We start from the raw sequence: 11,883 nt of genomic DNA, 5'->3' as shown, positions 1-11,883 counted from the left end.
ATTGCTTCCATTAGAAATGTTCTTCGCAAAAACAAGTCTAATGAATACCGCTTGTCCCCCGTTCATGATGTAGAGCCTATCCATTTAAGCAGCCACGGTGCCGCATTGGGGAGATACCCGGGGCGCACCGTCAAGGGGCCTTGCGCGTCGCTCAACCACTTGGGCACATTTTTCAGCATGCCAGGCAAGGCAATCGGGACGCAGCTGTCGATGCTGACCAACCCCGCATTGCCGAAAGATGTACCTGTACCCGGCTCGCGCTCGTCGATGACGCGCACCGGAACGCCGCGCTGTCGCAGGGCAACGGCCGTGCACATGCCGACAACGCCGGCGCCGATGATAGTGACCTGTTCCATTGCGCTGCTTACTCCGCCTTCACCGCCTGAACCACAATTTCAATCAGGCAGTTCGGGCCCAGAAGTTCCTTCACCACGACCGTTGCACGATTGGGGAATGGCGCTTGCGTGAAATAGCGGCCATAGACCTCATTCATGCCGGCGGCGTCTTCCTTGTTGACCAAATAAATCGTCATCTGGGCAACATGCCTCAAGCTCGATCCAGCACATTCGAGGACGTGCGCGAGCTGGCTGAAAACTCTGTCCGCCTGGACGCGGATATCACCGTCCCCACTGGCCTTCATCGTTTCCGGATCGCGCGGCATCTGCACCGTAAACACCAGTTGCCCCGCGTCGATAGCGTTGGTGATGGGCACGGTAGGGGGATTGACGATGCGGCTCTGTACGGCTTTAAGCGTTATTGCGACGGTGCTCATGCATGACTTCCGGTCAATTCGCGCTTGAATTTGCGCAGGTTCATATTCACGGCGATGCGCCGCAACGGATCCGGCGGGATGAAGGCCGGTTTGCTGAGGGCCAGCGTTTCAGCCAGCAGCGGTGAAGCACGGTCAACGGCCATGTCGGCGAGCAGCTCACCCAGTGCCGACATCTTGAGGATGCCCGACGCGTTGCAGCCCGACAGGACGAATGCCCGCCCCCCCACCTGGCGTAGGATCGGCGCGTCGTTGCGCGTAAGGCTGACCGCCCCACCCCAGATATGCTCGAAAATGTCCGCTGGCAGATCGGGATGACGAGCAGCCAAGGCGCGCGCCAACAGGCATGCCACCTGCTCGGGAGGCAGCTCACGCTTGTATGAGAAACCCGTGCGCAGCATATAGCGCTTGCCGCCCACCTTGCGGCTTGTGGCCTCGAGCCGCTCGACCGGCGTCAGCCCCCAATCCGCGTCGCGGCCAAACTGAGCAGCTTCCGCTGTGGACAATGGCCGGGTGAGGCCGGCATAGGTGTACATGGTGAGTTGACGAAAACCCGCATGGCCGAACTCGGGCAGTTGCGAATTTACACAGAGCAGCAGCGTGCGCGCACTGACTGTGCCGCCGCCCGTTTCTACAACGTACGGCCCTGAGCCGCGAATATTCTGTACGGGCGTGTCAAAGTATGCGCTCACATTGGCGGGCAGCACCTCGATCAACCCGTTGACCAGTTCCGCCGGCTGCGCCAGTGCGCAACTGGGCAGCCAGAGAGCAGCTTGGTAATAGCCAGTACCCAGTTCGCTTGCGATGTCGCGTGCGTCAAGCACCCGAAACGGTACTTTGTTGTCGGCAAGTGTCTGGCGCAATGCGCCGAGCGCGCGAGCACCGACAGGTGTCGTTGCGGCCTTGTAATGGCCGATCTCGCCCCAGCCGCAGGCGATAGTGTGTTCTTGCACGATGGTGTGCAACTGCTGCTTGCCGTGGGACAGCAGCCGGATTTGCCACTCACGCTGCGCCGCGTCGCGGCTGGCCGAGATTTTGGCGTACGGCTGGGTGATCATGAAACCAGAATTGCGGCCCGAGCTGTTTTCGCCTGGCAGGCCGGCGTCCAGCAGCACGATGCGTTCGCTGGGATGCAGTTCAGCCAACCTGCGCGCCGCAGCCAAGCCTGCAAAGCCGGCGCCAACCACCAGATAATCCGCCACGGCATCGGCTTGCAGCGTCGTATAGCCAGCCTTTATCTCGGAAATGGCATTCCACCCGCTGGGCGATGCATAAGCCCGGTATTCGATCACACCGTGTCTCCATATTGCTAATGTCGGATGCCGATCAGGTATGCGCTGCAGTCATCCGGGTATGTTTTTGCTACTCTGCCAGTCCATGTTTCAGATGTAAAATGAAAAACATTGGCTACCTTTATTCGATTCATTCATAAATGAACTTCAAGCAGCTCACGCACGTTGTCGCGCTCGCAGATACGCTGAGCTTCAGCAAAGCCGCCGAACGCGTACACCTGAGCCAATCCGCGCTCAGCAAAAGCATTTCGGCACTCGAGGAGGAAATCGGCATCCAGATCTTTGCGCGCACAACGAACAAAGTAGAGGTCGCCCCTACGGGCCAGCATGTCATCACCCATGCGCGCCATCTGCTGTCAGAGGCAACGAGCTTTCGCAAAAATATCGAGTACCTGAAAACCGGCGAGCTGGGCAGCGTCGCACTGGGCTCGGGCCCGTTTCCGGCGGCAAGCTTTCTGGATACCGCCATCCATCAGTTTCACCAACGCTATCCCAGGGTGTCGTTCAGCATCCGCATAGACCACTGGGCCAATCTGTTGGCAGCACTGCACGCTGGGAAAATTGATTTTTTCATGGCGGATGTGCGCGACATCAAGCAGGACGCCACGCTGGACATCACGCCAATTGGTGGCCTGACGGTTACGCTGTGCTGCAGCCGCGATCATCCCTTGATCGCCAGCGATCCGTCCCGCACGGTACAGGCCACCGAGCTGCTGAAGTATGCGTTCGCGTCGGTGAGCCTGCCTCCGCAGATGTTTCTGTCATTGAAGCAAAGCATGGGGCTGGGCCCCAACGATAACTTCCAGGTCAGCATCGAATGCGATGATATGGCCTTGCTCAACCGGATCATCCCTGGCTCCGATATCATTCTCGTCACCAGCAACCTGATGATGGAAACCCGGTTTCCGAACGCCAATATCATAAAGCTGCATGTGCCGATGTCTCGCAACAGGTTCGGCGAATGGGCGCTGGTGAAGATCAAAGGCCGGACACTTACCCCCAGCGCAACACTGCTGGCGGAGCTGCTCATCGAGCTGGTCCGCCAAGGCAGCCGGCAAGATGACGCCCGCCATGGCTTCGAGGGCAACAAGCCGCTTAATTTCCTGGCCGCGTCTGGGCGCGGCGCAAGCCGCCATCAAGCCGGCTGAGCTGCCTGCTCGCCGCGCCACACACACGGCTTGCCCGCGGCTTTGTCCAGCGCCTCCAGGTAAGCCGCGTGCTCGGCCAGTTCGCTGGCATCGGCAAGAATCACGCGCAACGCCGCAGCATCCACTTTATGGCCGGGCAGCCCATCCGCGCCACCCTGCCCTTCTTCCGCAAAATCCATCAGCAGGGCGTCCTGCCCGCGCGTCATGGCCAGCCAGACATCCGCCAGCAGTTCAGAGTCGAGCAAGGCGCCGTGCAGCGTGCGATGGGCGTTGGAGATGCCATAGCGCTCGCACAGCGCGTCAAGCGAATTACGCTTGCCGGGGTGCATTTCGCGCGCGCGCAGCAGCGAGTCGGTGATGCTGCCGCACAAAGTTTCGAAGGCGGGCCGGCCGCAGCGGCGCAGTTCCGCATTGAGAAACTTGGTGTCGAACGCCGCGTTGTGGATGATGACCTCGGCGCCGTCGACGAAGTCGATGAGTTGCTGGGCTACTTCTTCGAAGCGAGGATGACCTGAAAGGAAGTCGGTGGTCAGGCCATGCACAGCCAAGGCTTCGGGGTCGCTGTCGCGGTCGGGGTTGAGGTACAAGTGCAGGTTGCGCCCCGTGATCATGCGGTTTTCGATTTCCACGCAAGCCATTTCGACGATGCGATGCCCCTGGGCAGGGTCAAGCCCGGTGGTTTCCGTATCGAGCACGATGCATCTGTTGTTGCCGGGTGTTGTCGTCACTGCCCGCTCCCTCACGCTACCTTGTTGAATCAGGTTCACAGTATAAAGCCGGCCGGGCACGCCGGAATCAGGCGTCTGAAATGCTGGATTTGGGCCGTGCGCGGCTGGCGATCAGACTGTAGGCCACCGGCACCACAAACAGCGTCAACACAGTGCCGAAGGTCAAGCCTCCCACAAGCACCCAGCCGATCTGCTGGCGTGATTCGGCTCCGGCGCCAGTGGCATAGGCCAGCGGCAGCACACCCAGCGCCATGGCGCCGGTCGTCATCAAAATAGGCCGCAGCCGCAGCACGCAGGCCTCGATGACGGCTTCACGCATGGCCATGCCGTCGGCGCGCAACTGATTGGCGAACTCGCAGATCAGGATGCCGTGCTTGGTAATCAAGCCCACCAGGGTGATGAGCCCAATCTGACTGTAGATGGACAACGTGCCACCCGAGAGATACAGGGCCAGCAGCGCACCCGTCATCGACAGCGGCACCGAAAACATGATGATCAGCGGGTTGCGCCAGCTTTCGAACTGGGCCGCGAGCACCAGATAGATGAACGCCAGAGCCATGGCGAACACCAGGTACAAGCCGCCCGAGGCATCACGGAACTCGCGCGACTGGCCGTCCAGATCAGTTTGCACCGTATGCGGCAGCACGTCCCGCGCGACGGCGTCCATATGCGCCAATACTTCGCCCAGCGCGTAACCAGGCGCCACCGCAGCCTCGACCTTGACTGCACGCAGGCGGTTGAAATGGTTAAGCGACTGCGGTGAGACACTTTCGGCCACGGTCACGAAATTGGACAGCTGGACCATGCCGCCATCACGGGTGCGCACGTAGATATCCGAGATATCAGCCGGGTCGGCACGATCCTGTTTCTTGACCTGCACGATCACGTCGTACTGCTCGCCGCTGTCGCGAAAGCGAGTGACCTGCCGCCCCCCGAGCATGGACTCCAGTGTGCGCCCGACGGCTTCGACACTCACGCCCACGTCCGCCAGCTTGTCGCGCTGCACGATGACGCGCAGTTCAGGCGTATTCAGGCGCAGGTCGGTGTCAAGGTTCTGCAGGCCGGGATAGTCGCGCAGGCGGTCCACGAACGTGTCGACCATTTTCGACATCTCCGGATAAGACGCCTGGCTCATGATCATGAAGTTGACGGGCTTGGACGTGGCGCGCTGGCCCAGCGAGGGCGGGTTGGTGGGAAAGGCGCGTACGCCCGGCAGCGCATTGAAGCGCGGCCGCAGCGACTCGGCAATTTCCTGCTGCTTTCGGTTCCGTTCGCTCCAGGGCTTGAGACGCAGGATGGCCAGGCCATCCGTGACTGTGGGAAAGCCGATGATGGACTGGTAAGCGGCGGCCTCGGGAATGTCGCTGTAGATACGCTCCACCTTCTCGATGCTCTGCAGCATGTAGTCGATGGTGGCGCCCTCCGGGCCACTGAGCATGCCATAGATCACCCCGCGGTCTTCCACCGGCGAAAGTTCGCTCTTGACGACGTTGAACAGCACCACACTGCCCAGCGCCACAACCAACCCCACCAACAGCACGAGGAGACGGTGGCGCAGCGCGCGTGCCAGCCCGTTGCGGTAGCGTTCATTCAACCACCCCAGCATGTGCTCGATCATCGTATAAAGCTTGCCGTGCCCCGCTTGGTGGCGCAGCATCAGCGAGCACATCATGGGCGTCAGCGTCAGCGCAATAAAGCCCGAAACCAGCACGGCACCGGCAAGCGTCAGCGCAAACTCGATGAACAGCCGGCCAGTGCGACCAGTGGCAAAAGCCAGCGGCGCGTACACCGTGACCAGCGTCAGCGTCATGGCTATCACGGCAAAGCCGATCTCGCGCGCACCCAGGAATGCTGCCTCCCTGCGCGTCTTGCCTTCTTCAATGTGGCGGAAAATATTCTCCAGCACCACGATGGCATCATCCACGACCAACCCGATGGCCAGCACCATGGCCAGCAGCGTCAGTGTATTGATCGAGAATCCGAAAAAGTACATGATGCCGAACGCACCAATCAGCGAAACCGGTATCGTGACAATCGGTATGAGGCTGGCCCGCACGTTGCGCAAGAAGAAGAAAATCACCAACACCACCAGCAGGATGGCTTCACCCACTGTTTTATAAACGGCTTTGATCGACTCCTCGATGAAGACCGAGGTATCGTAGGTGACGCTGAGCTTCATACCCTGCGGAAGGTTCTCGTTGATGGCATCAAGCTCGGCCCGCACGTAGCGCGACAAGTCCAGCGGGTTGGCTGTGGACTGCTTGGTAATGCCGATGGTAAGCGCAGGCTGGCCGTTCAGGCGCGCCAGGATGCGGTCATCGCGGGCGCCAATGCCCACATCCGCCACATCGCTCAGCTTGACGGGGTAGCCTTGCACCGTCGCCACAATCACATCCTGAAACTGCCGCACCGTCTGCAGATCGGTGGTGGACATTACCGTGAACTCCCGGGCGATGGATTCAATGCGCCCTGCGGGGATCAGCACGTTCTGTGCTCGCAAGGCGCTCTCCACATCTTGCACCGTCAGGCTGTAGGCGCCCAGGCGCACGCGATCCACATATACGCGCATGGACGGCAGCCGCTCGCCATACACACGTACTTCAGCCGCCCCCGGCAATACCGACAGTCGCGTCTTGATGTAGCGATTGATGTAGTCGGATGCTTCGATGGCCGACATTCCGCCCGTTTCTACACCCAGGAACAGCACCGGCGTGGTATCGGCCTCGACCTTGCTGATAACCGGCTCGTCGACCTCATCAGGCAGGAAACGGCGCGCACGCGCCACCTTGTCACGCACATCGGCAGCTGCCGAGTCCGCGTCGCGCGAAAGATTGAACTTGATATTAATGAAGCTGACTTCGGAGCGGCTGCGTGACGTCATGACATCCACGCCCTCGATGCCCGACAACTGATCTTCGAGCGGCTTGGTGACCTGGGACTCGATCACCTCGGGCGAAGCGCCTTTGTATTCGGTGCGCACGGACACCACGGGTTCGTCGATGTTTGGGTACTCGCGCACCGTGAGCCGCTGATAGGAAATAAGCCCCACCAGCACGATGACCAGCGACAGCACCGTGGCAAATACCGGCCGCTTGATACAGACTTCGGACAGAATCATGGACGGCCCCGTCAGGATGCCGGGGCGGACGCCGCCGGCGTGGCAATATCGACCTCGCGGCCATCGACGATCTTCTGCAGGCCCGACACGACCACCTTGTCGCCAGCCTTGATTCTGCCGATAATTTCCACTTTGCCTTGACGACGGCTGCCCACGCGCACCTCAATGCGCTCGGCACGCCCGTCGGCAACGCGGTAGACATACTGCGATTCGCCCGATGGCGACAGCGCGGTTTCGGGCACCACCAGCGCCAGGCTGTCGCTGAACTCAAGCTGCACACGCGCGAACATGCCCGGACGCAACGCTCCGTCGGTGTTGGGCACGGTGGCCCGCAGCAACAACGAGCGCCCGCCTACGTCCACCAATGGGCTGATGGCACCTACCACGCCTTCTCGTGCCTGGCCCGGCAAGGCGTCGAAACTCAGGTTCAGCTTCTGGCCGACACGCACATCGGCAAAATATTGCTCTGGAATGCGAAAGTCGACCTTGAGCGGATCCACCGATTCGAGCGGCGCCAAATCGCTGCCCGCGTTGATGTAATCGCCGACGGAGACGTTGCGCAGGCCGATCAGCCCGTCAAAGGGCGCGATGATGACGGTTTTTTCCAGGCGCGCCCGGGCCAGTGCCACGGCAGCTTCCTGTACCCCGAACTGGCTCGCCGCCTCGTCGCGCGCCTGCTTGCTGATGAAGCCCTGCTCTGCCAACTGCCGCGCACGTTGGTACTGGCTGGACGCCAGGCGCAGGTTGGCCTGTGCCTGCTTGAGTTCTGCGCGAGCCACGCTATCGTCCAGGCGCACCAGCACTTGGCCCTTGGCAACGTGCCCGCCTTCTTTGAAATTGATGTCGGTGATACGCCCCGCGACCTCGGCCCGCAGCACAACCGCATCCTCTGAGCGCAGGCTGCCCACCGCCGATATGCCCCGCGGCACGGCTTGTTGCTCCACCGGAACGACCTCGACGCGGGGGTTGCCTTTCTTGCCTGCCCCGCCGCCCTGCGCCGGTGCAACGACGGCAGCGCCCGTATCGGCAGGCTTGGCCGGCCACGTGCGATCGGCCAAGCGCATGCCTGCTGCCCCTAGGGCGAGGCCGACCGCCAAGGCCACAAGCGCAACCACAGTACGGCCACTCATGAGCGCTGCCCCACACATGGGCTGCCTGCGCTGCGGCCAAAGTTTCGCGGCGGGCGGACGGGCGCCCCGGATCGAGTGGGGTTCATGGCGAAAGCAGGCGGGACGCGCCGAAATGAGCGTGAAACCGTGACTTTAGCATTAGATTTCAAAATATTACATGACCTTATTGCGTTGCTCGTCACGCATGAGTTCAACCCCCATATTGGCCAGCTCATCGGCACGCTCGTTGCCCGGGTCGCCGGCATGCCCGCGCACCCAGCGCCAGCTCACGACATGCTCGGCGACCAGCTCATCCAGCTCACGCCATAAGTCGGCATTCTTGACGGGTTTCTTTTCTGCCGTCAGCCAGCCCCGCCGCTTCCAGTTGACCAGCCACTCGTTCATGCCCTTTTGCACATACTGCGAGTCGGTATGCACCACGACGTCGCAGCGCCGCTTGAGTGCCCGCAGTGCCTGGATGACTGCCATGAGTTCCATGCGGTTATTGGTAGTGGCAGCCTCGCCGCCATATAGGGATTTTTCGTGACGGCCCTGGCGCAGCAGTGCGCCCCAGCCGCCCACGCCGGGGTTGCCCTTGCAGGCGCCGTCCGTCCAGATTTCTACCTGGCTGCGATTGATGGTCATGAATATGATGCGTAAAGGGGAATAAGAAAATTGCCTACCGGCTTCTTGTGACGTGATGGCGCCCGGTGACCACTGCCTGCCGCCGCACACGCTTTTTGGCGGTTTTCCAGGCGGGGCCCACCAGCCGCATGCCGGCCACCCGCTTAATGGCGGTAACGGCATAAACCGCCCCGCATACGGGCCACCAGCGCTGGCCCGCACCATCCAGGAACGCCCAGCGGTCGAGCCAAACCTGATCACTGCAGGCGGGACGATAGCACCCGAAGCGGGCCTGGTCGACGTCGAAGGTAAGCAGCTTGAACCAGTCTTTCAGGCGAGGGAGCGAAACCTGAAGATGCGCGGGCACGGGCAGCAGGGGATCCAACCCGGGTACGCGGTCGCTCACCCCCCAGATGCTCCAGGGGTTGAAACCGGTAATCACGACCCGGCCCTCGGGCATCAGTACCCGTTCAGCTTCGCGCAGCACTTGGTGGGGATCGGAAGAACACTCGAGCACATGCGGCATGACCAGCAGATCGATGCTTTGTGAATCGAAGGGCAACGCTTCGGGCTCAGTGACCAGAATTGCGCCCAGTTCGGCGGCCTGGGCCGCTTCGATGTGGGTGCGGCCCTTGTACGGGATGCGATTGGCTTGTAGTAAATCCCAATGCGACAGGCCCACTTGTATGGCATGATAGCCAAAGACATTGCCCACCATGGCATCCACCTGCGTCTGCTCCCACCCGCGCACATACCGGCCGGGCGGCGTTTCCAGCCACTCGGCCAGCTCCATGATAAGGGGTTGGTCTGCGGACACTCTCGCTCCTGGTCAGATGAATACCGATGTAACTACCGCCGCCAGCCCACACGACGATACCGAACTGCTGCCCATACCCGCCTTCACCGACAACTATATATGGATGGCGCGCAAGGGTGCTCACGCTGTGGTGGTCGACCCTGGACAGGCGCAGCCTGTACTTGACACACTAAACCGCCTGGGCCTGACGCTGGACGCCATTTTACTCACGCATCATCACGGCGACCACGTCGGCGGCGTGCTCGAAATCATCCAGGAAACCGGCGCACCTGTATACGGCCCCGCTGGCGAGCGCCTGCCGGCCTGTGACGTCCGGCTGGGCGAAGACGATACGGTACAATTGCCCCGCGCGGGCCTGCGGCTTCGGGTGCTGGATGTCCCTGGCCATACTGCGGGGCATATTGCGTATTTCGGGAAGTTCAACGGCCATCCTCCGGTGCTGTTCTGTGGCGATACCCTGTTTTCAGGCGGCTGTGGCCGCCTTTTTGAGGGAACGGCTGCCCAAATGGTTGATTCTCTGGGTAAACTTAGCGCTTTACCGGCCGATACGCTGGTGTGCTGCGCGCATGAATACACCCTGTCCAACCTGCGCTGGGCACGCACCGTCGACCCAGGCAACCAGGCTTTGCAGCAACGATGGGAGGCAGCATCCGGCCTACGCGCCCAAGGCAAGCCCACCCTGCCGTCAACGATAGAGACCGAACGCAACATCAATCCGTTTATCCGAACCATGCACGCTGACATCATCCAAGCCGCCTCCCGCCATGCCGGGGCCAGGCTCGATACCCAAGCCGAGGTCTTTGCCAGCCTGCGAGAGTGGAAGAACACTTTTTAATAATACCCATGATCCGTCTGCGCCTCTTCCTTTTGCTGATCGTAGCAGTCCTCGCCGGCTGCGCGACCCAAACGCCCAACAACCCGTACGCCCCCGCAAAAAAGAGTTACTCCGCCGCAGACACTTCCCGCACCATTGATCTCACTCATCCCCCCCGCGATATGTGGGATCGCGTACGCCGCGGCTTCGCCATCCCCAATCTGCACACCGACCTGGCCAATCAATGGACGTCGTACTATGCCCAGCACCCCGAGTCGGTGAAGCGCATGAGCGAAAGGGCTGGCAAATACCTGTATTTCATCGTCGAAGAACTAAACCGCCGCGGCCTGCCTACCGAGCTCGCATTGCTACCCTTCGTTGAAAGCGCCTACGATCCCACCGCGCTGTCCCGCTCGAAGGCGTCGGGCCTGTGGCAGTTCATCCCCAGCACGGGCAGGCACTATAAGCTCGAGCAAGACTGGTGGCGCGACGAGCGCCGCGACCCTATCGCTTCTACCCAGGCCGCGCTCGATTATCTGGCCTACCTGTACGACTTCCAGGGCGACTGGTATCTTGCATTGGCGTCATACAACTGGGGCGAAGGCGCGGTGCGGCGCGCCATGGAAAAAAACGCCCGGGCAGGCCTGGGCACTGATTACCTCTCGCTGGCGATGCCAGACGAAACCCGCAATTACGTTCCAAAGCTTCAAGCCATCAAGAACATCATCGCCAACCCGTCCCGCTATGGCATCAGCCTGCCCGACGTTGGCAATCAGCCTTATTTCGCGATCATCCAGAAGGATCGCGACATGGACATCGAGGTGGCCGCCCGCCTTGCCGAGATGCCGCTGGACGAGTTCAAGTCGCTCAATGCCTCGTTCAACCGGCCCATCATGCTGGCAGAGCACGACACTCCGCTGCTCTTGCCCACCAACCGCGTAAATATCTTCAACAACAATCTTTCCGCCTATCAAGGCCGCCTCAGCTCCTGGCGCATGTACAAAAGCAGCCGGGGCGAAAGCTTTGCAGCGATCGCCCAGCGCCATGGCATCAGCGAAAAAACCCTGTTGGCTGTCAATGGCATCAGCGACCAGCACAAGCGTGCTGGCGAGCAGTCGCTGCTGGTGCCGGCCGCCGGTGGCCTGGCGCCCGAGGGCGGTGTCATGCTCGCGTCGCTCGAGCAGCCTGGGCCCGACATCCTTACCCAGGCGCGGCAGACGCCCCATGCACAGCGCCAGAACAAGGGCGACGTCAAGGTATTGCGCCGCACGGCCAATGTGCGCACACACACCGTCAAACCAGGCGACACTCTATTCGCCCTGGCCAAGCGTTACAACACATCAGTGTCCGAACTGCGCAAGCTCAATAACCTGCACAGCAACAATCTCGTAAAAGGCAACAAAATCAGGGTGCCGGGCACAGACATACGGGGCTAACGCGCGGGGCGCGGCATTTGTGGCCGCG

Annotated in this window: 11 protein-coding genes; 3 read left to right on the top strand and 8 right to left on the bottom strand. The window is 61.2% G+C overall.

What is annotated here, in order from left to right; all coding sequences use genetic code 11:
• Window positions 1-62 precede the first annotated feature (62 nt).
• From LOL23_RS08965 to LOL23_RS08955, 3 genes are read right to left on the bottom strand one after another with little or no spacing between them, the layout of a single operon-like run.
• A complete protein-coding gene (locus LOL23_RS08965) occupies window positions 63-356 on the bottom strand; it encodes an FAD-dependent oxidoreductase (RefSeq protein WP_237173490.1) in 294 nt (97 codons plus the stop codon).
• Between the two features lie 8 nt (window positions 357-364).
• Window positions 365-772, bottom strand: coding sequence for a RidA family protein (locus tag LOL23_RS08960; RefSeq protein ID WP_160980551.1), 408 nt, complete (start codon window positions 770-772; stop codon window positions 365-367).
• Complete coding sequence (locus tag LOL23_RS08955; RefSeq protein WP_160980549.1) at window positions 769-2,061, bottom strand: NAD(P)/FAD-dependent oxidoreductase; 1,293 nt, start codon at window positions 2,059-2,061, stop codon at window positions 769-771. The genes LOL23_RS08960 and LOL23_RS08955 overlap by 4 nt, the downstream gene beginning before the upstream one ends.
• Window positions 2,062-2,201: 140 nt before the next feature.
• On the opposite strand from LOL23_RS08955, the gene LOL23_RS08950 reads away from it, so the two are divergent.
• Window positions 2,202-3,209 (top strand): LysR family transcriptional regulator, encoded by a 1,008-nt coding sequence (locus tag LOL23_RS08950; RefSeq protein WP_160980547.1) that lies wholly within the window; start codon window positions 2,202-2,204, stop codon window positions 3,207-3,209.
• Here LOL23_RS08950 and dnaQ read toward each other — a convergent pair.
• The 5 genes from dnaQ to LOL23_RS08925 all read right to left on the bottom strand — a co-directional run bounded on the left by dnaQ (window position 3,197) and on the right by LOL23_RS08925 (window position 9,605).
• A complete protein-coding gene (dnaQ, locus tag LOL23_RS08945) occupies window positions 3,197-3,937 on the bottom strand; it encodes a DNA polymerase III subunit epsilon (protein ID WP_237173489.1) in 741 nt (246 codons plus the stop codon). The genes LOL23_RS08950 and dnaQ overlap by 13 nt on opposite strands.
• A gap of 67 nt (window positions 3,938-4,004) precedes the next feature.
• The gene (locus LOL23_RS08940; protein ID WP_237173488.1) at window positions 4,005-7,055 is read right to left on the bottom strand and encodes an efflux RND transporter permease subunit; all 3,051 of its coding nucleotides are present in this window, start codon (window positions 7,053-7,055) and stop codon (window positions 4,005-4,007) included.
• An 11-nt stretch (window positions 7,056-7,066) separates the two neighbouring features.
• A complete protein-coding gene (locus tag LOL23_RS08935) occupies window positions 7,067-8,185 on the bottom strand; it encodes an efflux RND transporter periplasmic adaptor subunit (protein ID WP_160980543.1) in 1,119 nt (372 codons plus the stop codon).
• A 153-nt stretch (window positions 8,186-8,338) separates the two neighbouring features.
• On the bottom strand, window positions 8,339-8,809 hold the full coding sequence (gene rnhA / locus LOL23_RS08930) for a ribonuclease HI (protein ID WP_160980541.1): 471 nt from the start codon (window positions 8,807-8,809) through the stop codon (window positions 8,339-8,341).
• A 34-nt stretch (window positions 8,810-8,843) separates the two neighbouring features.
• Complete coding sequence (locus LOL23_RS08925; RefSeq protein ID WP_160980539.1) at window positions 8,844-9,605, bottom strand: methyltransferase domain-containing protein; 762 nt, start codon at window positions 9,603-9,605, stop codon at window positions 8,844-8,846.
• Window positions 9,606-9,621: 16 nt separating this feature from the next.
• Here LOL23_RS08925 and gloB point away from each other — a divergent pair, with 16 nt between their 5' ends.
• Together gloB and LOL23_RS08915 are read left to right on the top strand one after the other, a co-directional pair.
• Window positions 9,622-10,440 carry a hydroxyacylglutathione hydrolase gene (gene gloB / locus LOL23_RS08920; protein WP_160980537.1) on the top strand — a complete coding sequence of 273 codons (819 nt, stop codon included), beginning with the start codon at window positions 9,622-9,624 and terminating at the stop codon, window positions 10,438-10,440.
• A gap of 8 nt (window positions 10,441-10,448) precedes the next feature.
• Window positions 10,449-11,855 (top strand): transglycosylase SLT domain-containing protein, encoded by a 1,407-nt coding sequence (locus LOL23_RS08915; protein ID WP_160980535.1) that lies wholly within the window; start codon window positions 10,449-10,451, stop codon window positions 11,853-11,855.
• Window positions 11,856-11,883 lie beyond the last annotated feature (28 nt).

It is taken from the genome of Paracandidimonas lactea, from assembly GCF_021653995.1.
In the GTDB taxonomy this organism is placed as follows: Bacteria; Pseudomonadota; Gammaproteobacteria; order Burkholderiales; family Burkholderiaceae_B; genus Allopusillimonas; species Allopusillimonas lactea.
Note: the sequence above shows the minus strand (reverse complement) of the source record. Positions and strands in the feature narration are given on the sequence as shown.

Excerpts from the sequence above, each read along its gene's own strand:
- gloB (WP_160980537.1), top strand. The coding sequence starts at position 9,622 with ATGAATACCGATGTAACTACCGCCGCCAGCCCACACGACGATACCGAA.
- rnhA (WP_160980541.1), bottom strand. The coding sequence starts at position 8,809 with ATGACCATCAATCGCAGCCAGGTAGAAATCTGGACGGACGGCGCCTGC.
- LOL23_RS08940 (WP_237173488.1), bottom strand. The coding sequence starts at position 7,055 with ATGATTCTGTCCGAAGTCTGTATCAAGCGGCCGGTATTTGCCACGGTG.
- LOL23_RS08960 (WP_160980551.1), bottom strand. The coding sequence starts at position 772 with ATGAGCACCGTCGCAATAACGCTTAAAGCCGTACAGAGCCGCATCGTC.
- LOL23_RS08915 (WP_160980535.1), top strand. The coding sequence starts at position 10,449 with ATGATCCGTCTGCGCCTCTTCCTTTTGCTGATCGTAGCAGTCCTCGCC.
- LOL23_RS08950 (WP_160980547.1), top strand. The coding sequence starts at position 2,202 with ATGAACTTCAAGCAGCTCACGCACGTTGTCGCGCTCGCAGATACGCTG.
- LOL23_RS08965 (WP_237173490.1), bottom strand. The coding sequence starts at position 356 with ATGGAACAGGTCACTATCATCGGCGCCGGCGTTGTCGGCATGTGCACG.
- LOL23_RS08935 (WP_160980543.1), bottom strand. The coding sequence starts at position 8,185 with ATGAGTGGCCGTACTGTGGTTGCGCTTGTGGCCTTGGCGGTCGGCCTC.